This is a genomic window from Streptomyces sp. NPDC058620, from assembly GCF_042717135.1.
Classification (GTDB): Bacteria; Actinomycetota; Actinomycetes; order Streptomycetales; family Streptomycetaceae; genus Streptomyces.
In genome coordinates, this window is sequence record NZ_JBHXQO010000029.1 from 38,585 (window position 1) to 63,382 (window position 24,798).

A 24,798-nucleotide genomic window follows, 5' to 3' on the forward strand; every position below is an offset into this window, starting at 1 on the left:
CTCCTTATAGTGGGGCCGCGTTGATCGTATGTTCGCGACGCGTGAAGCTTCCGCCACAGGAGTCAGGACGATGACGCACCCCTCTTCCGCCGTGCCATCGCCGGAACCCGTGACGGAGGCCCGCTCGGGCAGCGGCTGCCCCGTAAGCCCGGTGCCGGACGCCGTTGCGCTCAGCGGGCCCGGGTTCCATACCGAGCCCCGGGCCCTCTACCACGCCATGCGCCGCGATCACGGGGCCGTCGTGCCCGTGGAGCTTGCCGGGGACGTTCCGGCCTGGCTGGTCATCGGGTATCGGGAGCTTCATCAGGTCACCAGCGACGGTGAGCTGTTCCCCCGGGACGTCGGGCTGTGGAACCAGTGGGGCAGCCTGCCCGAGGACTGGCCGTTGCTGCCGATGGTCGGGCGTCCCATGCCGTCCATCTACTTCACCGCCGGTGCCGAGCACCGGCGGCACGCCGAGATGGTGGGGCCCGCGCTCGAAGGTGTGGAGCCGCACGAACTGCGCGGCCACTGCGAGCAGTTGGCCGACCGGCTGATCGACGACGTGTGCCGGCGCGGAACCGCCGATCTGATCGCCGACTTCGCCGAGCCCCTGCCCGTTCTCGTCCTCGCCCGCCTCGTCGGGTTTCCGGACGACGAGGGGCTCAGGATCGCCCAGGTGCTGAAGGAGCTGGCCGACGGCGGGCCCGGGGCTCAGGAGGCTCACCTACGGTTCGGGGAGCACATGCGGCGGCTGCTCGCCGCCCGGCGGGCCGAGCCGGGCAACGACGTGACGTCCCGGATGCTGGCCCACCCCGAAGCGTTCACCGACGAGGAGTACGTACTCGATCTGATGGCCATCACGGCCGCCGGACATCTCACCACCGCCGACTGGATCGGCAACTCCATGCGGCTGATGCTCACCGACGACGAGTTCGCCGAGGCTCTCGCGGGCGGCCGGCGCAGCGTCGCCGAGGCCATGAACGAGGTGCTCTGGGAGGACGGCCCCACCCAGATACTCGCCGGGCGCTGGGCGGCCAGAGACACCCAGCTCGGCGGCCGGTCCATCCGGGCGGGAGACATGCTGCTGCTCGGCCTGGGGGCGGCCAACGCCGACCCGCACATGCGTCAGCACATGCCCGCCACGGGAAGCCTGTCCGGGCAGGGCGGAAACAGCGCGCATCTCGCCTTCAGCCACGGTGAGTACCGCTGCCCGTTCCCCGCGCAGGAGATCGCCGAGATCATCGCCCGTACCGGCATCGAGGTGCTTCTCGACCGGCTTCCCGACCTCGAACTCGCCGTCGGCGCGCAGGATCTCGTGCGGCGGCCCTCCGCCTTTCTGCGCGGCATGACGTCACTTCCCGTCCGCTTCACCCCCGTACGTCCGACAGGAGACTCGTTGTGAAGTGCCCCCATGCCACCGTGGTCATCGACCCCATGGTGCAGGACCTCGACGGTGAGACCGAGCGGCTGCGCGAGGCCGGGCCGCTGGCGCGGATCGAGCTGCTCGGCGTGCCGGCCTGGACCGTCACCCGGCACGCCGAGGCACGCCACCTGCTCCTCGATTCCCGGCTGGTGAAGGATCTCGACGCCTGGGGGCTCTGGCGGAGCGGCGAGGTGACACACGCCTGGCCGCTGATCGGCATGATCGACGCGGGCCGCTCCATGTTCACCGTGGACGGGGCGGAGCACCGGCGGCTGCGGACCAAGACCTCCCAGGCCCTCACTCCGCGCCGCCTGGAAGAGATACGCCCGGACATCGAGAGGTTCACCCGGGAACTGCTGGACGAGCTCGCGGCGCAGGGCAAGGACGGTGTCACCGTCGACCTGAAGAGCGTCTTCGCCCAGCCGCTGCCCATGCGGGTCGTCGGCCTGCTGATGGGTGTGGACGAGTCCGAGCACGCCATGCTGACCCAGAGGTACAAGGCGTTCTTCTCCATGCTCACGCCGCAGGAGGAACGACTGGCGCTGCTCGCCGAACTGGACGTCTTCTACACGCGGCTGGTACGCGAGAAGGCCGCCCGGCCCACGGACGATCTCACCACCGCGCTCATCCTCGCCGACGAGGGCGGCGAGCCGCTCACCGAGGAGGAGGTGGTGGGCAACCTCAAGGCGATGGTCGCGGCCGGGCACGAGACGACGATCGGACTGATCCTCAACGCCGTACGGGCCCTGCTCGCACACCCCGAGCAGTTGCGGATGGTGCTGGCCGGCGAGGTCTCCTGGGAGAACGTGATCGAGGAGACGCTGCGCTGGGACACCCCCACCACACACCTGCTGATGCGCTTCGCCACGGAGGACATCCAGGTCGGCGACGAGGTGATCGCCAAGGGGGAGGGCGTGGTCATCTCCTACCGGGCCATCGGCCGCGACACCGTACAGCACGGAGCCGACGCGGACGCCTTCGACATCACCAGGTCCGCTCCCATCCGCCACATGACGTTCGGGCACGGTCCGCACATCTGTCCCGGAGCCGGGCTGTCCCGGGTGGAGGCGGCCATCGCGCTTCCCGCACTGTTCGGGCGCTTCCCCGGGCTGCGGCTCGCGGTGGCGGACGAGGAGATCCGCAAGCTGCCGGTGATGACACAGAACGACATGGAGTCCTTCCCCGTCCTGCTGGAGGGCTGAGGGGTGCAGGGCTGAGGGCGGAGGGCTGCGCGAGCGCCGTGGTCGGGGGCACCCCGCCGCGAGCGGGGCGGTCTCAAGGGGCGTCGCACCACGGCTTGCCCGCGGCCCAGTGCTCCACCCATCCCGCGAAGCCGGCGGTGCCGGTGGTGGAGCCGAACTCCTCGCCGAACGGCCAAGCCCCTTCACCGCAGATGTTCCAGACGTGCCCCCGGTGCGGTCCGGTCACGACGAGGTGCCAGTACATGCCGCAACCGTCCGTGCCGAGCACGATCGAGCCGTGGTCGAAGACCGGGTCGAGCAGTGCCTCGACCTCCTCCGGCGCCCTCGGGTCGTCCTCCCACAGCCATGCCTCGGTCAGGGGGAAGGGCAGATCCAGCCGGCGCTCCGGCCGGTCGTCCCCCCAGTCGTCCGGCAGTTCGGCCAGGGCGACGAGGCCGAAGCCTGGGGGCCCGCTGTACGAGCCGTCGGATATCTCCGCGACGAACGTCCGGTACGGCTCGGGCAGGACGACGCCGTGCTCGGTCTCGAAGGCGTGTACCGCCGTCCGGCCGAGGGCGGACGCGCCGCCGTCGTCGATGCCGAAGGCGGCGCGCAGAGCGTCGAGGTCGGCGGGGGCAGCGTGCTCGGTGTCCATGGGGATCATGGATATCACCCGCCTCCGACAGTGGCCTCCGGTTCCCGTCCGGCCGCCGTGGGCCGCGGTTAGTCTGGCGGCTATGACTGGCAGGCGACGCACCCATCGCCGTCCGGGCAACACTCAGGGAAGTGCGCGGCAAACTCCTGGGGAAGTGCGCGGCAACCTTTTCGCCGTCGGCGGCGACTAAGGACTGTCCCCCGGTGTCCGCCCGTGCACCCCGGCGGGACCGTCCGGCAGCGAGGCGGGGGCAGAGGGTCATCGAAGCGCTTCGATGGCTGTCTGGACAGGCCGTACGGGGCGCTCTAGGCTCAAGGGTATCTGTGCATGTCAGATGGTAAGAAGGGCGCTGAGTCGATTTGTCGAAGCGCTTCGAAGATTCCGTCATTCGTCGTCCCGTAATGGAGAGCTGAATGGTCACGCTTGCCGAGGTCGCCCAGCACGCCGGAGTCTCCGCGAGCACGGTGAGCTATGTCCTCAGCGGGAAGCGCTCCATCTCGGCCTCCACGCGCGAGCGGGTGGAACAGAGCATCCAGCAGCTCGGCTACCACCCCAACGCGGGCGCCCGGGCACTCGCCAGCAGCCGGTCCAACATCATCGCGCTGATGGTGCCCCTGCGCACCGACATGTACGTGCCCGTGATGATGGAGATCGCCATCGCCGTCGCCACCACGGCCCGCACCCACGGGTACGACGTCCTCCTCCTCACCGGGGAGGAAGGTCCCGCGGCCGTACGAAGGATCGCCGGAAGCTCCCTCGCGGACGCCATGATCCTGATGGACGTCGAGCTCCAGGACGAGCGGCTGCCCCTGCTCAGGGAGACCGACCGGGCCGCCGTACTCATCGGGCTGCCCGCCGACACGGCCGGGCTGACCTGCGTGGACCTCGACTTCGAGGCGACCGGGGCGCTGTGTGTCGAACACCTCGCCGGGCTCGGACACCGCGAACTCGCCGTGATCGGGGAGGCCGCCGCCGTGTACGAACGGCACACCGGATTCGCCGAGCGCACCGTGGACGGGGTGCGGGCCAAGGCCCGCGACACGGGCGTCCGGGTGCTGCACCGGCCCTGCGAGGGCGGGTACGCGGCGATGGCCGGCACGCTGGCCCGCATCTTCGACGAGCGGCCGGGCACCACGGGATTCATCGTCCAGAACGAGGCCGCCGTCGAGCCACTGCTCAACCTGCTGCAACAGCAGGGCCGGGCCGTGCCGGAGGACGTGTCCGTCGTCGCGATCTGCCCCGACCAGGTGGCCTCCCAGGCATCGGTGCGGCTGACCTCGGTCGCCATACCGGCACAGGAGATGGGCCGCCGGGCGGTCGAGCAGGTCGTGGCCAAGCTCGCCGGCCGCGGCACGGACGAAGTCGAGTTGCTGACACCCGAGTTGACCATCAGGGCGAGCACGGGACCGGCCCCCGCGGGAGCATGAGCGGGAGCCGGTACTCCGTACCGTCGGTCATGGCGCACCGGCCCCCGGGGGAGCGGGAGCCGGTACACCATGCCGTCGGTCATGCCGCCGTGGTGCTCCTGAGCGCGGCGACGCCGTAGCGGTCCAGTTGGACGCTGCCGTCCGTCTTCTCGCCGGTCAGCAGGTCGATGTGCGGGCCCGGCAGCGTGACGGTCACCCGGTCCCGGCCGTGGTGCAGCAGGAACAGCACGTCACCCCGGCGAACCGCCTCCACCCCGGCGGGCAGGTCCGCCAGTACGGGGCGGGCGCCCGCCCCGGCCGCCGCGCGGCCCAGCAGCTCACGCAGGGCTTCCGGGGCGGGCAGCGTCGACACGTACCACGCGGTGCCCTTGCGCAGCACCGCGGGCAGGCCGTCGAGCTCGCCGCCACGATAGGCCGCCACCGTCTCGGCACTGCCGTCCGGCTCCAGCTCCTCGGACCACAGCCCGCCCTCGAAGCCGTCGCACTCCACCACCGCGTCCGCGTCGAGCGGCCACCACTCGTGGACCGTACGGATGCCGAACAGCTCACGCAGCCGGGCGTCCATGCCGCCCGGCCTGATCCGGTCGTCCTCGTCGGCGACGCCGGTGAAGAAGCCGCATACCAGCGTGCCGCCACCCCGTACGTAGGTGACCAGATTATCGATCGCCGCGTCCGTGAGCAGATAGAGATGGGGTACCGCGACCATCCGGTATCCGCTCAAGTCGGCTTCAGGGCGGGCGAATTCGGTCGCGATCCCGCTCTCCCAGAGGCCGCGGTGCCAGGATTGGACGACCTCCGTGTACGAGAGGAGCGCGGACGGCCGGCCCTCCTGCGTACCCGCCCACCACGCGTCCCAGTCGTGCAGGATCGCCACGTCGCCGGCCACGGCTGCGCCGCTCACCTCCGGCCCGATGCGTGCGAGTTCCGCTCCGATCCGCTTGATCTCTCCGAAGGTGCGGCCCTGTTCGCCCGCATGGCTGAGCATGCCCGAATGGAACTTCTCAGCGCCCTGCCGGGACTGGCGCCACTGGAAGTAGCAGATGGCGTCGGCGCCCCGGGCCACGGACTGCAGCGACCAGAGCCGGTTGAGCCCGGCGGGCTTGGGGTGGTTGACCCCGCGCCAGTTGACCGGCCCGGCGGCCTGCTCCATCACCATCCACGGGCCCCCGGCCTGCGAGCGCGTCATGTCGGCGAGCATCGCGTTGTACTGGCCGCCCTGCGGGTCCCGTGGATCGGGATAGACGTCGACGGAGACGATGTCCTCCTCGGCCGCCCAAGCCCACGCGTCCTGGCCCGCCCACAACGGCATGAAGTTGGTGGTCACCGGGATGTGCGGGCTGTGCCGGGCGACGATGTCCCGTTCGGCGAGGTAGCACTCCATCAGGGCGTCGGACGTGAACCGCTTGAAGTCCAGCAGTTGCGCCGGGTTGTGCAGGTACTGCGCCTTGCGGGGCGGCAGGATCTCCGCCCAGGAGTCGTAGCGCTGACTCCAGAAGGCGGTGCCCCATGCCTCGTTGAGCGCCGTCACCGTGGTGTGGCGGCTGGCCAGCCAGCGACGGAAGTGCTCGGCCGTGGCATCGCACCAGCAGTGCGTGCAGTACTCGTTGTTGATGTGCCACACGGTGAGCGCCGGATGGTTCGCGTACCGCGCCGCCAGGTCCTCGGTGAGCGCGGCGGCGTAGCGCCGGTAGACGGGCGAGCTCGCGCAGAAGTGCTGCCGGGACCCGTACCAGATCACCGAACCGTCCTCGGCACGCGGCAGCGTCTCCGGGTGCTGTGCGCCCATCCAGGGCGGTGGCGACGAGGTCGGCGTGGCGAGGACGACTCCGATGCCATGGGCGTGCATCAGATCCATCAGCCGGTCGAGCCAGCCGAACTCCCGGGCGCCGGGGCGCGGTTCGATCATCGCCCAGGAGAAGACGCCGAGGGTGACGGAGTTGACGCCCGCATCCCGCATGAGCCGGGCGTCCTCGGCCCACACCTCCTCGGGCCACTGCTCGGGGTTGTAGTCGCCACCGAAGAGGACGCGGCCTCGGGTGGCGTCACGCAGGGACGGCATGGACGACTCGTCTCTCACTGGGGGTCTGCGTACTGGATGCCGCGGCCGTTGGTGCCGAGGTAGACACGGCCGTGGACGCGGGGATCGCCGGTGATGACCTCGCCGGTCCATCCCCACTGGTGCGCCTGGTCGTTGATCCGGATCCAGGTGACGCCCGCGTCGTCGGAGCGCAGCACCGCCACACCGTCGTACGTGGCGGAGACCCGGCCGGTCTGGTAGATCGCCGGGTAGGCCAGCCGGCCCGTCGTCGCCGCCGCCTTGCCGAAGCCGAGGGCGTGCGATGCCTGGCAGCCCGCCACCGGGGTGAAGCGGAGGCCGCCGTCCGTCGAGCGGAACAGCCCCTTGTCCTTCGCCGACAGCCACAGGTGACCGCGGCGGCCGGGGGCCGCCGCGATGCGGAACTGCACGTCGCCGGAAGGCAGTTGCGCGGCCCCCCGGGTGAAGGTGGCGCCCGAGTCCCTCGACACGAACACCGCACCCGTGTCGGTGTCGTACACATAGAAGCGGGTGGAGTCGAGCGGGTCGGCGACGGGTGTGCCGCCCTTCGGGAAGGTGGGGACCTCGGCCCAGGTGGCGCCGCTGTTCGTCGAGCGGTGGGCGGCGTACTTCGTGCCGTCCCAGTGGATGAACGACCAGAGGAGCGTCCTGCCGTCCGCGCTCACGGCGATCGGACCGGGAGCCGAAGCGGCTATGGACGGCTGGGAGGCGAAGGGCTGCCAGCTCGCGCCGCCGTCGTTCGAGTACGCCCCGGCCGCGCCCCCGGAGGGCCAGCCGGCCCGTACGACGTACGAGGGCTTGAGCGTGGCCAGCGCGAGGCCGGTGGCCGAGCCGAAGACCGGATTGGACGCCATGCCCCGCGACGGGGACGCGGTCAGCGAGTCGTGGTACATCACGCCGATGTCCCCGAGCCCGCTGAGCAGTTGGGCACCGCCCGTGGGCGGCGCGATCAGCTGCCGCACCGCGGACTCCTCCAGCCCGCGGATCTCCGGTGACCAGTGCACCAGGTCACGCGTCCCGAAGATCGTGGCGCCCGTGCCGTACACGATGTGCCGCGAGTCGAAGGGGTCGACGGCGAGTGCCTGGATCCACCACCCGAACTTCGCGTCGGTCCCGCCCCAGCGCAGATACGGGGTCTCGGACACGTCGAGGACCGCGGAGTCCTTGAGCGAGGTCCAGCTCGCGCCGCCGTCCGTGGAACGGAAGAGGGTGTCGACGGGTCCCCAGCGGTTGTTGGTCGACACGACGACCGTGCCGGGGCGGCTCGCGTCGACCGCGACACCTCCGTACGCGAAGGCATCGCCGCTGCTCGGGGCGACTGGAGACACGTCCGACCAGACACCCGTCACCGTGTCGAGCCGGTGGACGGAGCCGTTGGACTGGTTGTTGGGGCCGGGGCCGTCCGCGTAGGTCACGTACAGCGCCCGCGTGCCCGCGTCGTACGCGGCACGGATCGGTACCTTCGTCGCCGCAGCGCCGGCCGACGGCTGGCCGGGCACCGCCTGCCAGCCGCCCGAACCGTCCGTGCGGTAGAGCGCGGTGCCGCCGTCGCCCCATCCCGCGTACACCGTCCGGCCCGCCGCCACGAGCAACGTGACGCCCTGGCCGCTTGCCGACGCAGTGGCGGGGAAGGCCGCCGGGGCCCAGGTGGCCCCGCGGTCGGTGGAGCGCAGCAGGCCGTCGTGGCGGGTGCCGAGCCAGAGCGTTTCGCTGTCGCGCGGGTCGACGAGCAGCCGCTCGCCCGCACCCCGGCCGTCCTCGTTCGCCCCGAGCCGTACGGTCAGGTCCGTGCGGGCCCAGGTCGCGCCCCGGTCGTTCGATCTGAGCACCGCGCCCGGACTCGCCCAGGACTGGGCGTACGTACCGAGTGCGAGGTACAGCCGGTCGGGGAAGGCGGGGTCGACGGCCAGGGCCTCGACGCCCAGCAGATTCCAGTCGTCCCAGCCGAGGTGGTCGGTGAGCGCGGTCCACCGGGCCTCGGCCGCGTCCCACCGGTAGGCGCCGCCGATGTCGGTACGGGCATACGCCAGGCCCGCGACGGCCGGGTGGAAGAGCACGCCGGTCACGAAGCCGGTGCCGCCGATCGCGGCGGTCCGCCAGCGGTACGCCTGGGTGGTCGCCCTTCCCCGACGGGACGCGGCCCCGGCGGGAGCCGCGACCGGCAGGGTGGCGGCCGCGGCTGCGACGGCCGCTCCGGCGAGCACGGTACGGCGGCGGGGCGTGGGGAGGGACGAATCGCGCATGACGAACACCTTCCGGTGGGGGAGTGGTGGGGTCGCACTGTGCGGGAACAGAAGGAGGTGACGGGACAGAAAGAGGTGACGGAACAGAAGGAGGTGCGGGAGGAACGGGCGGGGGTTTCCGGGCTCAGCCCTTGACCGCGCCGGTGAGCATGCCCTTCTTGAAGTGTTTCTGGACGAAGGGCGACAGGACCGCGACGGGCAGCAGGGCCAGTACCATCACGGCCATCTGGATGGCGAGCGGGGAAAGCCCCCCGGTGTTGATGGCCTGGGCGAGCCCGACTGGCCGCTCCTGCTTGAGGACCAGCTGATTCATGATGTTCTGCAACGGGAGCATGTCCGGATCGCTGATGTAGATCGAGGCGTTGAACCAGGCGCTCCAGTAGCCGACCGCGTAGAACAGCGTGATCACCGCGATGACGGCCCGGGAGAGTGGCATGACGATCTGCCACAGGATGCGGAAGTCGCCGGCACCGTCGATCCTGGCGCTCTCGATGAGTTCCTGCGCGGTGCTCATGAAGAAGGCGCGCAGGACCAGGATGTTGAAGACGTTCAGTGCGCTGGGGAGGATGAGCGACAGATACGAGTCGGTGAGGCCGAGGCCCTGCACCACCAGGTAGGTCGGGATGAGTCCGGCGCCGAAGAACATCGTGGCGAGCAGGATGATCAGGAACGGCCGGTGGAGGACCGATCCGCTGCGGGAGAGCCCGTACGCGCACATGATCGACACCGTCATGCTGAACAGCGTGCCGACCACCGTCACAGAGAGGCTGACGAGCGTGGCCCGGGTCACCTGGCCGCCGCCGAGCAGTTCCTCGTAGGCGACGAAGGTGATGTCCCGGGGGATCACGACGAGTCCGCCCGTCTCGGTGATGGTGTCCACCGAGGAGAGGCTGGTGACGATCACCACCCAGAGGGGGAAGAGCACCGCGAGGCAGACCCCGGCCAGGACGACGCCCTTGGTCGCGAGTCCGGCCCTGGTCGGCTCCTCCTCCCAGACCGGCCGCAGCCTGCCCCGTACCAACGGGCCCCGCTGCCGTCCGTTCAGTTTCCCTGCGAGCAGGCTCACTTCTTGTACACCCCCTGCTCGCCCATGAGATGGGCGACCTTGTTGGCCGCGAGCACGAGCAGCAGGCCGAAGATTCCCTTGACGATGCCGACGGCCGCCGCGTAGCTGAAGCCGCCGTTGGTGATGCCGACGTTCCAGACGTAGGTGTCCAGAACCTCCGAGGCGCCGGGGCCGACCGCCGTCCTTTGCAGCAGGATCTGCTCGAAACCGACGGTCAGCGCGTTGCCGACCTGGAGGACGAGCAGCAGGGCGACGACGGGGCGCAGGGCGGGCAGCGTGATGTGCCACATCCGGCGCCACCGGTTCGCCCCGTCCATCGCGGACGCCTCGTACAGGTCGGGACTGACGGAGGCGAGGGCCGCGAGGAAGACGATGACGCCCCAGCCGGCGTCCTTCCAGATCATCTCGAATGTGATCAGGAACTTGAACAGACCCGGGTCGGTCATCAGGTCGATGCCGTCGTGGCCGTGGTCCCGCAGCGTCTGCGAGATGAGGCCCGCCCCGCCGAACATCTGCTGGAAGACGGTGACGACGAGCACCCAGGAGAAGAAGTGCGGAAGGTAGAGGATCGCCTGCGCGACGGCGCGGACGCGCGGCCGGACGAAGCTGTTGATGAACAGGGCGAGCAGGATCGGGACCGGGAAGAACAGCGTCAGCTGAATCAGGAAGATCGCGAGCGTGTTGCGCAGCGCCGCCCAGAACAGGCGGTCGTTCACCATCTGCTGGAACTGGTCGAGGCCGACCCAGGGGCTCTGCAGGATGGCCTGGAAGGCGTTGTCGGCGACGTACGGGTCGTACTCCTGGAAGGCGACGACGTTACCGGCGAGCGGGATGTACGCGAAGACGACCAGGAGAAGGATCGCCGGGAGCGTCATCAGGATCAGCGTGCGATCACGCCGCAGCCGGTGCCGCAGCGTGATCCCACCCGCGGCCCTGACGGCCCCGGCCTGCTTCCTCTTCACGGCCGGGCGACGCGCCTCGGCCTTGGGGCGGGGTTCGGTGTCGACCATGTCAGGAGGCCGAGTCGCCGGTCTCGTCGAGCAGCTTCTTGTACCAGTCGCGGAGCTTGTCGCCGCCGCGCGAGCGCCAGTCGGAGACGTTCTGCTGCATGTCGCTGACCTTCTTGCGGCCGCGGACGATGTCCTTCTCCAGGTCCTCGAACTGGGCGTTGAGCTCCGCGTAGCGCGCCGGCTCCTGGATCTGCATGCCGTAGAAGAGCGGCTTCTGGGTGTGCGCGCCCTGGCGCTGCTGCCACTCGACCATCCCCTTGGCGACGTCCGGGTGGTCGGGGAAGGCGCGGAAGGCGGGCGGGCCCGCGATGTACTCGTAGGTGGCGAAGACCTGGTTGTTGCCGTCCTCGGTCTTGGCGATCACGCCGTCCTTGACGGTGTGGTGCACGCCCTCGACGCCGTACGCCTTCAGACGCTGCTCCTTGGTGCCGTACGGGGCCGCGGTGAAGTTGGCGAGGGCGAGGATGTCCTCGATCTTCTTCTTGTCGGCCTTCTCGCTGATGAAGCACCAGATGTTGGAGGGCGGCGCCGCGTAGAGGGTGGGCTTGCCGCCGTCGTGGGCGAAGATGTCCATCGCCGCCATGGTGAACTTCGGGTCGGCCAGCCGCTGGACGGCCGTCGAGCCGTACCAGTCGGAGATGTCGGCGTTGTACATCATGAGCTTGCCCGAGGAGAACAGGGTCTTCTGGTCGCCCCGTTCGGCCTTGACGTCCGGGTGCACGAAGCCGGCCGAGTACAGCGAGCGCGACCACTCCAGCGCCTCGAGGTACTCGTCGGTCTCGTAGCGGTTGACCAGCTTGCCGTCCACGAGCTTCCAGTAGTGCGGCTTCTCGGCCAGCACCCCGAAGAAGGCGAACGCCGACCAGGTCATGTCACCGCAGGCCCACACCTTGCTCTTCGGGGCGTTCATCTCCTTGCAGAGGTCGTAGAACTCCTGGGTGGTGGTGGGGACCTCGTAACCCCTCTCCTCGAAGACGTCGGGCCGGTAGAACGGCGCGATGTTGGGCGTGGACTCGGCCGGGAAGGGCAGGCCGCGCAGCTTGCCGCCGAAGACCGCCCGCTGCCAGGCGCCGGTCGGGATGGCCGCGAGGTTCGGGTACGCCTTGACCTTGTCGCCGGCCAGGTAGGGGCCGAGGTCGGCGAACTTGTTGGCGATCGCGCTCGGGATCTTGCCGTTCAGCTCCCAGCTGGGCACGACCACGGCGTCGGGGACGTTGCTGGAGGCGAGAACGGCACCCAGCTTCTGTCCGTAGACGTTGCCGTCCTGGTTCTGCCACTTGACCTTGACGCCGGCCGCCTCGTCCATCGCGGTCCAGTAGGCGTTGCCGGTGCCCGGCGAGGTGCCCCACAGCGGGGCCATGATGCTGACCTCGCCGCCCTTGCCCAGCTTCTTCGGCACCGACACGGCCAGCTGGTCGGCGGGCTTCGCGGTGGTGAAGCCGATCGCGGAGCCGTTCTTGGCGGGGATGTCCGGGGTGACGGCCTCCGAGGGCACGTACGCCGGCAGCATGCCCTTGAGCTTCTTGCCGGTCGTGGTGCCCTCGTTCTTCTCGTTGTCCGAACCGCCGCACGCGGCGAGCAGCGGTATCCCGCCGCCGACGGCGGCCACGACGACCGCGGTGGAGGCGAGGAAGCTTCTCCGGCTCGGGGAAGAGGAGGAATTCGGCGTCATTGCGTCAACCCTTCGAGGCGCACCAGGACGACACACGGCGGGTGACCGCCGATCGGCTCCTGTGTCTGAGGTGGGGCGTTACTGACTGGGCCGGATGAACCGGCCGGTTTCGAAGCACTGTCGAAGCGCTTCGATGTTGCAGCGAGGTTAAGTGAAGCCATCCGGTCGCACAAGAGTCCGATCCCGGATTCCTCGGAGCTGTTTCCGTTCTGTTTCCCCTGCGCTGAAGGCGCCAGCTGGGCTTCTACGGGGTGCCGGGCTCGGCTGAGCTGCGCCGCACCCTTGACACCTGCCGGGTCCGGCACGGAGCATCGAAGCGCTTCGAAAGATCTTCTCAGGCTTGCGCCTCGACGGAGCGCTCAGACCTCCCACCTCTCCTAGGGGACCCGCACGTGACGGACCATTCGCTGCCCTTCCGCGACCCGCAGCTGCCCTTCGCCCGGCGCACCGACGATCTGCTCCGGCGGCTCACGCTCGACGAACGGATCGCGATGCTCCACCAGTTCGCGCCCCCGGTGGAGCGGCTGGGACTCGGTGCGTTCCGCACCGGACAGGAAGCGCTCCACGGAGTCGCCTGGATGGGCACCGCGACCGTCTTCCCGCAGGCCGTCGGGCTCGGCGCCACCTGGAACGACGAACTGGTGCGCCGGATCGGCGAAGCCGTGGGCAACGAGGTCCGCGCCAAGCGAGCCGACGACGACCGGGTCGGACTCAACGTCTGGGCCCCGACAGTGAACCTGCTGCGCCATCCGCTGTGGGGCCGCGGCGAGGAGGGCTACGCCGAGGACCCGGCGCTGACCTCCGCCATCGCCGTCGCGTACACCCGGGGGCTGCGCGGCGACGATCCCCGCTACTGGCGTACGGCCCCGGTCCTCAAGCACTGGCTCGCGCACAACAACGAGACCGACCGCGACACCGCCTCCTCGTCGGTCCGGCCCCGCGTACTGCACGAGTACGACCTGCGGGCCTTCCGCGACGCGGTGCGGGCCGGGGCGGTCGCCGGTGTCATGCCGGCGTACAACCTGGTCAACGGCCGCCCCAACCACGTCTCGCCGCTCCTCGGCCAGCAGCTGCGGCGCTGGACCGAGCAGCCCCTCGTCGTCTGCTCGGACGCCGGCGCGCCCTCCAACCTTGTCGACTCCGAGCACTACTTCGACACGCATGAGGAAGCGACCGCCGCCGCCCTGAAGGCCGGCGTCGACAGCTTCACCGACCACGGCCAGGACTCCACCGTGATGACCGGGCGCATCCGTGACGCGCTCGCCAAGGGCCTGATCGATGAGAGCGACATCGACACGGCGGTGCGCAGACTGCTCGCCCTGCGCTTCTCGCTCGGCGAGTTCGACCCCGGACTCGACCCGTACGCGGGCGCCGCCGACTTCGACACGGCCGGGCACCGCGCCCTCGCCCAGGAGGCCGCCGAGCAGGCCGTGGTGCTGCTCAAGAACGACGGGCTGCTCCCCCTCGCACCGGAGCGGGGCCGGACCGTCGCCGTCGTCGGGCTCCTCGCGGACGCCTGCAAACTCGACTGGTACAGCGGCACGCTCCTGCACCGCTCGACCCCGCTCGACGGACTGCGGGAACGGTACGGCGCGCAGAACGTCCTGTTCGCCGAGGGCGCGGACCGGGTCCGGCTGAAGTGCGCCGACGGCTGGCTCCAGGTCCCCGAGACGGACGAGGCCGCCGACCGGGCGCGCGGCGCCGAGGGCGCCCTCGACCCGGCGCTGCTCGCGGGCCGCACCGACCTGCCGCCGCTCACCTGCGGGGAGCGTGCCACCGAACTCGCCCTCGTCGACTGGGGCGGCGGTGTCCTCACGCTGCGTACCGCCGGGGGCCGCTATCTGTCGGTCGCGGACGACGGGTACGTACGGGCGTCCGCCGACGAACCGGGAGGCTGGGTCGTCCAGGAGACGTTCCGCCTGGAAGCGGTGGAGGGACACGACGGCGGGCACCGCCTTCTGCACGTCGGGACGGGTGGGTACGTATCTGTCGCCACCGACGGGGTAAAGGTTGCCGTCTCCGGCGAAAAAGTTTCCGCCGCCCTCGGCGCGGTCTTCGAGGTCGAGGTGGTCGAGCGCGGTGAGGACGCCGTGGCACGCGCCGCAGCGGCCGCGGACACCGTGGTCGTCGTCGCCGGGAACGACCCGCACATCAACGGCCGGGAGACCGAGGACCGTACGACGCTCGACCTGCCGCCCCAGCAGGAGCGGCTGTGGCGCGCCGCGCACGCCGCCAACCCGCGCACCGTGCTCGTGCTGACCTCGGCCTACCCGTACGCGGTGACGGAGGCCGCGGCCACCCTGCCCGCCCTGTTGTGGACCGCCCACGGCGGCCAGGCCGCGGGCACCGCGCTCGCGCGCGTCCTCGCCGGGGACGTGTCCCCGGCCGGTCGCCTCCCGCAGACCTGGTACGCCTCCGACACCGATCTGCCGGACCTGCTGGACTACGACATCATCGGCTCCCGGCAGACCTACCTCTACTTCCGGGGGACCCCGCTCTACCCGTTCGGCCACGGACTCACGTACGCCGACTTCACGTACTCCGCTCCGAGCGCCGTACGGGAGGAGGACCTGATCCGGGTGTCGCTCACCGTCACCAACACCGGTGCCGTCGACGCCGACGAGGTCGCCCAGCTCTATGCGCGGGCCGTCCGGCCGGCGACGGACCTGCCACTGCGCAAGCTGATCGGTCACCGCAGGGTGCACCTGGCGTCGGGTGCGGGGGAGCGCGTCGAATTCCTCGTCCCGGTGGCGGAGCTCGGCCACTGGGATGTGGCGCACGGCCGCTGGACGGTCGAGCCGGGTACGTACGAACTGCTGGCGGGTGCCTCCAGCACCGACATCCGGGCCGTCGCCACGGTCGTCGTCGACGGCGAGCCGTCCGGCCCCCGGCCCGTCCTGGAGCACGGAATCGAGGCGGCCGACTACGACGAGCAGCGGGGCACGGTGATCGTCGACCGCTCGAAGACGGACGGGGACGCGGTGTCCCCTGCCGGAGAGTTCGGTGAACTCCTCTTCACGCGCTGCGACTTCGGCGACGGCGTCCGGGCCGTCACGGTGTCGGTGGCGGGGCAGGGGTCCGTCGTGGTGACGGTGGACGGAATGTCGGCGGACATCGCGGTCCCGGGCGGCGAAGGACCGTACGACCTCCGCACCCATGACGCGGAGCTCTCCGTCCGCGGAGTCCACGACGTACGTGTCGCACTGCGCGACGGCGTACGCCTCGCCCACCTCGCCTTCGTCCCCGGCAAGGAGTCCTCATGAAATTCACCGACGGTTTCTGGCTCATGCGTGAGGGCGTCCGCGCCTGCTACGCGACCGAGATCCGTGATCTGCGCGCCGAGGACGACCGCTTCACCGCCTACGCGGCGGTCAAGCACGTCGCCGAACGCGGAGACACCCTCAACACCCCGCTGATCACCGTCGAATGCTTCTCTCCGGCCGAGGGAATCATCGGCGTGCGCACCACCCACCACGCCGGAAAGGCGAGACGCGGGCCCGACTTCACCCTGCTGCCCGACCCCGACCCCGCCTCGTCGGCCCAGGTCCGCCGGGACGGCACGGTCACCGAGCTGACCAGCGGCCCGCTGACCCTGCGCATGGACGGCGACGGCCCGTGGGGCATGACCTTCCTGGACGACGAGGGGCGACGCCTGACCGGTGTCGACGCCAAGGGCACCGCCTTCGCCACCACACCCGGCGGCGCGCACCACATGATCACCCAACTCGCCCTGGCGGTCGGTGAGAACGTCTACGGCCTCGGCGAGCGCTTCACGCCGTACGTCAAGAACGGCCAGAGCGTCGACATCTGGCAGGCCGACGGCGGCACCAGCAGTGAGCAGGCGTACAAGAACATCCCGTTCTACCTCTCCTCGCGCGGATACGGCGTCTTCGTCAACCACCCGGGCAAGGTCGCCTTCGAGATCGGCTCGGAGTCGGTCGGACAGGTGCAGTTCAGCGTCGAGGACCAGTCGCTGGAGTTCTTCGTCGTCGCCGGGCCGACGCCCAAGGAGGTGCTGGCCCGCTACACCGCGCTGACCGGCCGGCCCGCGCTGCCGCCCGCCTGGTCCTTCGGCCTGTGGCTGACCACCTCGTTCTGCACCTCGTACGACGAGGAGACCGTCACCTCCTTCGTCGACGGGATGGCCGAGCGCGACATCCCGCTGACCGTCTTCCACTTCGACTGCTTCTGGATGCGTGAGTACCAGTGGTCGGACTTCCTCTGGGATCCCGACGTGTTCCCCGACCCGGAGGGCATGCTGACCCGGCTCAAGGAGCGCGGGCTGCGGATCAGCATGTGGATCAACCCGTACATCGCGCAGAAGTCCGTCCTGTTCGCGGAGGGCGCGGAGCACGGCTATCTGGTGCGCAGACCGAACGGCGACGTCTGGCAGTGGGACCTGTGGCAGCCCGGCATGGCGCTCGTCGACTTCACCAACCCCGCCGCGCGCGAGTGGTACAACAGCAAGCTGCGGGTCCTCCTCGACCAGGGCGTGGACTGCTTCAAGACGGACTTCGGCGAGCGCGTGCCCACGGATGTCGTCTGGCACGACGGCTCCGATCCCGAACGGATGCACAACTTCTACGCGCAGAGCTACAACCGCACCGTCTTCGAGCTGCTGGAGAAGGAGCGCGGGCACGGCGAAGCGGTGCTCTTCGCCCGCTCGGCGACGGCGGGCGGACAGCAGTTCCCGGTGCACTGGGGCGGTGACTGCTTCGCCTCGTTCACCGCGATGGCCGAGTCGCTGCGCGGCGGTCTGTCGCTGAGCCTGTCCGGGTTCGGCTTCTGGAGCCACGACATCGGCGGCTTCGAGGGCACGCCCGACCCGGAGGTCTTCAAGAGGTGGCTCGCCTTCGGGCTGCTGTCCTCGCACAGCCGGCTGCACGGCAACGTGTCCTACCGGGTGCCGTGGGCCTTCGGTGAGGAAGCGGTGGACGTGGCACGGCAGTTCACCCTCCTCAAGCACCGGCTGATGCCGTATCTGTACGGGGTGGCCGCCGAGGCGCACCGCACGGGCGTCCCGATGATGCGCCCCATGCTGGTGGAGTTCCCCGAGGACCCGGCCACCCGCACACTGGACCGCCAGTACATGCTCGGCCCCGACCTGCTCGTAGCCCCGGTCTTCTCCGCCGACGGCGAGGTGGAGTTCTACGTCCCCGAGGGCACCTGGACCTCGCTGCTGACCGGTGAGCGGATCACCGGCCCTGCGTGGCACCACGAGACGCACGGCTTCGACAGTCTGCCGCTGCTCGTGAGGCCCGGAGCCGTACTGCCCTGGGGCGCCGACGACCAGCGGCCGGACGGTGACTGGCTGGACGGACTCACCCTCCGGGTGTTCGGACCGGATGAGCCGGATGCGTCGGCAGCCGTCTCCGTACCGGATCTGTCGGGTGCTCCGGCCGCCGTCTTCCGCGTCGTACGCGACGGCGGCACCGTGCGGGTGACGGCGGATGGAACGGACCGGGCGTACCGCGTGAGCGTGGAGGAGTCGGGGGCGACTGGGGAGGGAACCGGGACGGTGACCGTCACCGGCTGAGCCCACCCCCGGGAGCACCGGAGCACCTCAAATACTGGAGCACTGGAGCACTGGAGCACTGGAGCACCTCAAGCACCTCAAGCACCACATCCGTACCGAGTGCGCCTGCCCGCTCAGACGTCGCCGCCGGCCCGCCGGGCGGTCCCCCACCAGGGGCCCCCGGCGGGCCGCCGTGTTTCCCGGGCCGCCCCGGCCGCCCCACCGCAGCTGCTCGGAGTGAGCCGCGTCACTCAGCGTGAAGTTCCTGGCATACATTCCGCCGGACCGGGGAGGGTCCCAGGCCGCTGGTGCGTCCGAGTCGTGGCCGCCCGCGATACGCTCCCCGGCCGATCCGGCGGGGGCATTTCGGTACGGAAGGCAGATACAGGACATGGCGGCGCTCGACACCATTCACATCGACGGCATCTGGCAGGCCGCCGCATCAGGCGCGACGCGCGAGATCATCGACCCCGCCGACGCCACCGTCCTCGCCCTCGTCGCCGAAGGCGGGACCGAGGACACCGACCGGGCGATCGCCGCCGCGCGCCGCGCCTTCGACGACGGCCCCTGGCCCCACCGGACCGTCGCCGACCGCGCCGGGCTGCTGCGCCGCGTCGCGGACCTCCTCCAGCGCGACCGCGAGGAGATCGCCCTCGTCGAGAGCCGCGACACCGGCAAGACCCTCGAAGAGGGACGCGTCGACGTCGACGACGTGACCAACGCCTTCCGCTACTTCGCCGACCTCGTGATGAACGAGAGCGGCGGCCGTGTCGTCGACGCGGGCGACCCCGACGTCCACAGCATCGTCGTGCACGAGCCGGTGGGCGTCTGCGCGCTGATCGCCCCCTGGAACTACCCGCTGCTCCAGGCCAGCTGGAAGATCGCCCCCGCGCTCGCCGCCGGCAACACCTTCGTCCTGAAGCCCAGCGAGGTCACGCCGCTGTCCACCGTCCACCTGATCCGGCTGCTGTCCGAGGCGGGTCTGCCGGACGGCGCGGCCAACCTCGTCACCGGCGCGGGCGACCCCGTGGGCGCCCGGCTCTCCGAGCACCCCGACGTCGACCTGGTCTCCTTCACCGGCGGACTCGCCAGCGGTACGAAGGTGGCACAGGCCGCCGCCCCCACGGTCAAGAAGGTCGCCCTGGAGCTCGGCGGCAAGAACCCCAACGTCGTCTTCGCCGACGCCTGCGCCACCGAGGCCGACTTCGACACCGCCGTGGACCAGGCCCTGAACGCCGCGTTCTTCCACAGCGGCCAGGTCTGCTCCGCCGGAGCCCGCCTCATCATCGAGGAGTCGGTCCGCGAGCGCTTCGTCACCGAGCTCGCCCGCCGCGCCGACGCCATCAGGCTCGGCCGCGGAACCGCGGACGGCGTCGAATGCGGACCGCTCGTCTCCGCGCAGCAACTCGCCAAGGTCGAGGCGTACGTCGCCTCCGCACGCGAGGAGGGCGCGGTCGTCCGCTCCGGCGGCGCCCGCCCCGAACCCTCCCCGGTACGGCCGGCGAACGGCTACTTCTACCGGCCGACCGTCCTGGACGGCTGCCACCGCGGGATGAAGGTGGTCCGCGAGGAGACCTTCGGCCCGATCCTCACCGTCGAGACCTTCCGTACCGAGGAAGAGGCCGTCACCCTGGCCAACGACACCGACTACGGCCTCGCGGGCGCCGTCTGGACCACCGACGCGGGCCGCGCCCGCCGGGTCGCGGGGCGGCTGCGGCACGGCACCGTCTGGATCAACGACTACCACCCGTACCTCCCGCAGGCCGAGTGGGGCGGGTTCGGCAAGTCCGGTACGGGCCGTGAGCTCGGCCCCACCGGACTCGCGGAGTACCGCGAGTCCAAGCACATCTACCAGAACCTCAACCCGCGTCCCCAGCGCTGGTTCGCCGGCTGACCGACCTGCCGTCCGTCTGTTCGCGGCACCCCGTACACGCACGAACCTTGCAGAAGGAGCAGTGACCGATGCATCCGACTCCCCGCCAAGCCAGGCCCGAACCGGTCGACTACGTGATCGTCGGAGGCGGCACGGCCGGCTCGGTCATCGCCTCCCGCCTCACGGAGAACCCCGACGTCACCGTCACCGTGATCGAGGGCGGTCCCACCGACATCGACCGCGACGACGTGCTCACCCTGCGCCGCTGGCTCGGACTGCTCGGCGGCGAACTGGACTACGACTACCCGACCACCGAACAGCCGCGCGGCAACTCCCACATCCGCCACAGCCGCGCCCGGGTGCTCGGCGGCTGCTCCTCGCACAACACCCTCATCAGCTTCAAGCCCCTGCCCGGCGACTGGGACGAATGGGCCGAGGCGGGTGCCGACGGCTGGGACGCGGCCGCCATGGGCCCGTACTTCGCCCGTCTGCGCAACCACATCGTGCCGGTTGACGAGAAGGACCGGAACGCCATCGCCCGCGACTTCGTCGACGCGGCACAGGCCGCCGCCGGGGTCCCGCGCGTCGAGGGGTTCAACAAGAAGCCGTTCCACGAAGGCGTCGGCTTCTTCGACCTCGCCTACCACCCGGAGAACAACAAGCGCTCCTCCGCCTCCGTCGCCTACCTCCACCCGCACATCGAGGCCGGTGACCGCCCCAACCTCTCGATCCTGCTGGAGACCTGGGCCCACCGGCTGGAGTTCGACGGCAACCGGGCCACCGGTGTGCACGTGCGCACCAAGGAGGGCGAGGAACTGCTGCTGCGCGCCACCCGCGAAGTGATCGTCTGCGCGGGTGCGGTGGACACCCCGCGGCTGCTGATGCACTCGGGAATCGGGCCGAAGCAGGACCTGGAGGCGCTCGGCATCCCGGTCGTCCACGACCTTCCGGGCGTCGGCGAGAACCTGCTCGACCACCCGGAGTCGGTCATCGTCTGGGAGACCGACGGGCCCATCCCGGAGAACTCCGCGATGGACTCCGACGCGGGCCTCTTCGTGCGGCGCGACCCCGGATCACGGGGCCCCGACCTGATGTTCCACTTCTACCAGATCCCCTTCACCGACAACCCGGAACGCCTCGGCTACGAGCGTCCCGAGCACGGCGTGTCGATGACGCCCAACATCCCCAAGCCGCGCAGCCGGGGCCGCCTGTTCCTCACGAGCGCCGACCCCGAGGTCAAACCCTCCCTGGACTTCCGCTACTTCACCGACGAGGACGACTACGACGGCCGCACGCTGGTCGACGGAATCAAGCTCGCCCGTGAGATAGCGAAGACCGAACCGCTCGCGCACTGGCTCAAGCGCGAGGTGTGCCCGGGTCCCGAGGTCACGTCCGACGAGGACATCAGCGAGTACGCCCGCAAGGTCGCGCACACCGTCTACCACCCGGCGGGGACCTGCCGGATGGGTGCGGCCGACGACGACGCGGCCGTGGTCGATCCCCAACTGCGTGTCAGGGGGCTCGAATCCATCCGGATCGCCGACGCCTCCGTCTTCCCGACGATGCCCGCCGTGAACCCGATGATCGGCGTCCTCATGGTCGGCGAGAAATGCGCGGAACTGCTCGGTACGACCACTGGAGGCGATGTCCGATGACCGCGACCGACACCCCTGTCTTCACCGTCAGGAACCTCTGGAAGGTCTTCGGCCCCAAGGCCGGCCGCATCCCCGGCAGCGAGCACGCGGAGCTCCCCCCGGCCGAACTGCGCGAACGCACCGGCTGCACCGCGGCCGTGCGGGACGTCTCCTTCGACGTCCGCAAGGGCGAGGTCTTCGTCGTCATGGGCCTGTCGGGCTCCGGCAAGTCCACCCTCGTGCGCTGTCTGACCCGGCTGATCGAGCCCACCAGCGGCACCCTGGCCATCGATGGCGAGGACGTGCTCGCGATGGACCGCACGCGCCTGCGCGAGCTCCGCCGCCACCGCGCGGCCATGGTCTTCCAGCACTTCGGACTGCTGCCGCACCGCACCGTCCTCGACAACGTCGCCTACGGCCTGCAGATCCAGGGCATGAGCAAGGGTGAACGGCGGCTCAAGGCGGCCGAGCTGGTGGAGAAGGTCGGGCTGGCCGGTCTTGAGGACCGCCGCCCCTCGCAGCTCTCCGGCGGCCAGCAGCAGCGCGTCGGCCTGGCCCGCGCACTCGCCGTCGACCCGTCCGTGCTGCTCTTCGACGAACCGTTCAGCGCCCTCGACCCGCTGATCCGCCGGGAGATGCAGGACGAGGTCGTCCGGCTGCACCGCGAGGAGGGCCGGACCATGGTCTTCATCACCCACGACCTGAGCGAGGCGCTGCGCCTGGGCACCCGCATCGCGCTCATGCGCGACGGCGGCATCGTCCAGCTCGGCACCCCCGAGGAGATCGTCGGATCGCCCGCCGACGACTACGTACGCGAGTTCGTCCGCGACGTGCCGCGCGAACAGGTCCTGACCGTCTCCAGCGCGATGCGGCCCCCGGCCGCGGGCGAGGGGGACCGCGGCCCCGCGGTCCGCCCCGACGCCACCGTCTCCGAGGCCATCGAAGCCGTCGCCCGCTCCGGGGACCCGGTGGCCCGCGTCATGGACGACGGCAGGCTCGTCGGAGTCGTCGACCACGCATGCCTGCTCGGGGTCGTCGCGGGCACGGAGGCCGCCGGCACCCAGGAGGTGGCCGCCTGATGGCCACCGCCCAAGCCGCCACTCCCACCGTCGCCGGACCGCCGGGCCGCCGGCCGCTCCTGGCGCTGCTGCGCCGCCCCGCCCTCGCGAAGCTCCTGGCGCTCGCCCTGATCGCCGCCGTCGCCGTACCCGTCGTGCAGGCTCGCTGGGGCGGCGCCGCCTGGCCCGGCAGCCTGACCGTCGACCTGACGGCGCCGCTCGGCGAGGTCAACGACTGGATCATCGCCAACCGCGACAGCCACCCCCTGTTCCTCTACTTCTTCGGCCACATCAGCAACGCCGTCGTACTCTCGGTGCGCGGTGTCTACCTGCTGCTGCTCGCCCTCGGCTGGGCCGGAGTCACCGCGGTCGCCGCCGTCGTGGCCTGGCGGGTCGCGGGCCCGCGGCTCGCCCTCACCGCCGCTGTCTCCTTCGTCGTCTGCGGTCTGCTCGGCATGTGGGTGCAGACGATGCAGACCCTGGCCCTGATGGTCGTCGCCGTCCTCGCCTCGGTGGTGCTGGGTGTCCTCCTCGGCCTCGCGGCCGGACTCTCGGACCGCACGTACCGGGCGCTGCGACCCGTACTCGACACCATGCAGGTGCTGCCCGCCTTCGCCTATCTGCTGCCCGTCGCACTGGTCTTCGGCATCGGTGTGCCCGGCGCGGTCCTCGCGACCGTCGTCTACGCGGCCCCGCCGATGGCGCGGCTCACCGCGCTCGGACTGCGCGGCGCCGACCCGGGCGTCATGGAGGCCGTCAGCTCGCTCGGCGCGACCGGCAGGCAGCGGCTGCTCACGGCCAGGCTGCCGCTGGCCCGCAAGGAACTGCTGCTCGGCCTCAACCAGACGATCATGATGGCCCTGTCCATGGCCGTCATCGCGTCCGTGATCGGCGCCGGTGGCCTCGGCGACCGCGTCTACCAGGCGCTGTCCTCCGTCGACGTCGGCGCCGCACTCGCCGCGGGCATCCCGATCGTGCTGCTCGCCGTCGTCCTGGACCGTACGACCGAGGCCGCCGGCCACCGGATCGGTGCGGAGCCGACCGGCCCCGCCGTCCTCCGCGGAGCGCGCGGCTGGGGCCTGGCGGCTGTGATCGTGGCGGCCGTCGCCGTCGTGGGACGGTTCACGGGCGGCCGGATCTGGCCCGAGGGCGCGGTCGTGGCCATCGCGGGACCGGTCAACACCGCGAAGGAGTGGATGGTCGACCACCTCTACACCGGAGTCCCGGTGGTCGGCGGCACCGCCGACTGGGCCGCCCACTTCACCAACTGGATACTCAACCCGCTGCGCAGCGGGCTGCAGGGCCTGCCCTGGTGGTCCGTGCTGCTGATCGTCGCCGCCCTCGCCTGGACCATCGGCACCTGGCGCACCGCGCTCACCGCCGTACTCGCCATGGCGGCCATCGGCGTCCTCGGCGTCTGGGACCCCTCGATGGACACCCTCAGCCAGGTCGTCGCCGCCGTCGCCGTCACCCTGGTCCTCGGCTTCGGCATCGCCATCGGCGCCGCCCGCAGCGAGCGCTTCGAACGCCTGCTGCGCCCGGTCCTGGACGTCTTCCAGACCATGCCGCAGTTCGTCTACCTCATCCCGGTCGTCGCCCTCTTCGGCGTCGGCCGCGCGCCGGCGGCGGCAGCCGCGGTCGTGTACGCGCTCCCGGCAGTCATCCGCATCACCACCCAGGGGCTGCGGGGCGTCGACCCGGCCGCCATGGAGTGCGCCCGCTCGCTGGGCGCCACCAAGGGCCAGCAACTGCGCCAGGTCCAACTGCCGCTGGCGCGGCCCGCGCTGCTCCTGGCCGTGAACCAGGGCGTCGTCCTGGTCCTCGCCGTGGTCATCATCGGCGCGCTCGTCGGATCGGGCGGGCTCGGATACCTCGTCGTGCTCGGCCTCGCCCAGGGCCAGCTGGCCACCGGCCTCGTGGCCGGCGCGGCCATCGTCTGCCTGGGGCTGATGCTGGACCGGGTCACCCAGCCCACCACGCGCACCGCGCGGAAGGAGAGCTGA

At 70.8% G+C, this 24,798-nt stretch carries 15 protein-coding genes; 9 read left to right on the forward strand and 6 right to left on the reverse strand.

All coding sequences use genetic code 11. The features are described from left to right. Positions 1 to 70: 70 nt before the first annotated feature. Together ACFWSK_RS24065 and ACFWSK_RS24070 are read left to right on the forward strand one after the other, a co-directional pair. Positions 71 to 1,384, forward strand: coding sequence for a cytochrome P450 (locus ACFWSK_RS24065; RefSeq protein WP_383789767.1), 1,314 nt, complete (start codon positions 71 to 73; stop codon positions 1,382 to 1,384). 32 nt (positions 1,385 to 1,416) lie between these two features. Next, a complete protein-coding gene (locus tag ACFWSK_RS24070) occupies positions 1,417 to 2,607 on the forward strand; it encodes a cytochrome P450 (protein ID WP_383789884.1) in 1,191 nt (396 codons plus the stop codon). 73 nt (positions 2,608 to 2,680) lie between these two features. Here ACFWSK_RS24070 and ACFWSK_RS24075 read toward each other — a convergent pair whose 3' ends face one another. After that, positions 2,681 to 3,241, reverse strand: a complete 561-nt coding sequence (locus ACFWSK_RS24075) for an SMI1/KNR4 family protein (RefSeq protein ID WP_383789770.1) — start codon at positions 3,239 to 3,241, stop codon at positions 2,681 to 2,683. Between the two features lie 413 nt (positions 3,242 to 3,654). Between ACFWSK_RS24075 and ACFWSK_RS24080 the strand changes: the two genes are divergently transcribed. Next, positions 3,655 to 4,668, forward strand: a complete 1,014-nt coding sequence (locus tag ACFWSK_RS24080) for a LacI family DNA-binding transcriptional regulator (protein ID WP_383789773.1) — start codon at positions 3,655 to 3,657, stop codon at positions 4,666 to 4,668. Positions 4,669 to 4,747: 79 nt separating this feature from the next. Here ACFWSK_RS24080 and ACFWSK_RS24085 read toward each other — a convergent pair whose 3' ends face one another. The 5 genes from ACFWSK_RS24085 to ACFWSK_RS24105 form a co-directional block, all read right to left on the reverse strand. Further along, positions 4,748 to 6,727, reverse strand: coding sequence for a beta-galactosidase (locus ACFWSK_RS24085; RefSeq protein ID WP_383789775.1), 1,980 nt, complete (start codon positions 6,725 to 6,727; stop codon positions 4,748 to 4,750). A 14-nt stretch (positions 6,728 to 6,741) separates the two neighbouring features. After that, complete coding sequence (locus ACFWSK_RS24090; protein ID WP_383789777.1) at positions 6,742 to 8,967, reverse strand: 1,4-beta-glucanase; 2,226 nt, start codon at positions 8,965 to 8,967, stop codon at positions 6,742 to 6,744. 124 nt (positions 8,968 to 9,091) lie between these two features. Beyond that, positions 9,092 to 10,027 (reverse strand): carbohydrate ABC transporter permease, encoded by a 936-nt coding sequence (locus ACFWSK_RS24095; RefSeq protein WP_383789887.1) that lies wholly within the window; start codon positions 10,025 to 10,027, stop codon positions 9,092 to 9,094. Between the two features lie 2 nt (positions 10,028 to 10,029). Further along, positions 10,030 to 11,043, reverse strand: a complete 1,014-nt coding sequence (locus ACFWSK_RS24100; protein ID WP_383789781.1) for an ABC transporter permease — start codon at positions 11,041 to 11,043, stop codon at positions 10,030 to 10,032. Position 11,044: 1 nt separating this feature from the next. Further along, a complete protein-coding gene (locus ACFWSK_RS24105; RefSeq protein ID WP_383789784.1) occupies positions 11,045 to 12,715 on the reverse strand; it encodes an extracellular solute-binding protein in 1,671 nt (556 codons plus the stop codon). 392 nt (positions 12,716 to 13,107) lie between these two features. Between ACFWSK_RS24105 and ACFWSK_RS24110 the strand changes: the two genes are divergently transcribed. The 6 genes from ACFWSK_RS24110 to ACFWSK_RS24135 all read left to right on the forward strand — a co-directional run bounded on the left by ACFWSK_RS24110 (position 13,108) and on the right by ACFWSK_RS24135 (position 24,798). Then, positions 13,108 to 15,978: a glycoside hydrolase family 3 C-terminal domain-containing protein gene (locus ACFWSK_RS24110; protein WP_383789786.1), complete on the forward strand. Its 2,871-nt coding sequence runs from the start codon at positions 13,108 to 13,110 to the stop codon at positions 15,976 to 15,978. Further along, the gene (gene yicI, locus ACFWSK_RS24115) at positions 15,975 to 18,251 is read left to right on the forward strand and encodes an alpha-xylosidase (RefSeq protein ID WP_383789789.1); all 2,277 of its coding nucleotides are present in this window, start codon (positions 15,975 to 15,977) and stop codon (positions 18,249 to 18,251) included. The genes ACFWSK_RS24110 and yicI overlap by 4 nt, the downstream gene beginning before the upstream one ends. A gap of 370 nt (positions 18,252 to 18,621) precedes the next feature. Then, a complete protein-coding gene (locus ACFWSK_RS24120) occupies positions 18,622 to 20,124 on the forward strand; it encodes an aldehyde dehydrogenase family protein (protein WP_383789791.1) in 1,503 nt (500 codons plus the stop codon). 68 nt (positions 20,125 to 20,192) lie between these two features. Beyond that, a complete protein-coding gene (locus ACFWSK_RS24125; protein ID WP_383789793.1) occupies positions 20,193 to 21,758 on the forward strand; it encodes a GMC family oxidoreductase in 1,566 nt (521 codons plus the stop codon). Beyond that, positions 21,755 to 22,816 carry a glycine betaine/L-proline ABC transporter ATP-binding protein gene (locus ACFWSK_RS24130; RefSeq protein WP_383789796.1) on the forward strand — a complete coding sequence of 354 codons (1,062 nt, stop codon included), beginning with the start codon at positions 21,755 to 21,757 and terminating at the stop codon, positions 22,814 to 22,816. Before ACFWSK_RS24125 ends, ACFWSK_RS24130 begins: the two co-directional genes overlap by 4 nt. Then, positions 22,816 to 24,798, forward strand: a complete 1,983-nt coding sequence (locus tag ACFWSK_RS24135; RefSeq protein WP_383789799.1) for an ABC transporter permease — start codon at positions 22,816 to 22,818, stop codon at positions 24,796 to 24,798. Before ACFWSK_RS24130 ends, ACFWSK_RS24135 begins: the two co-directional genes overlap by 1 nt.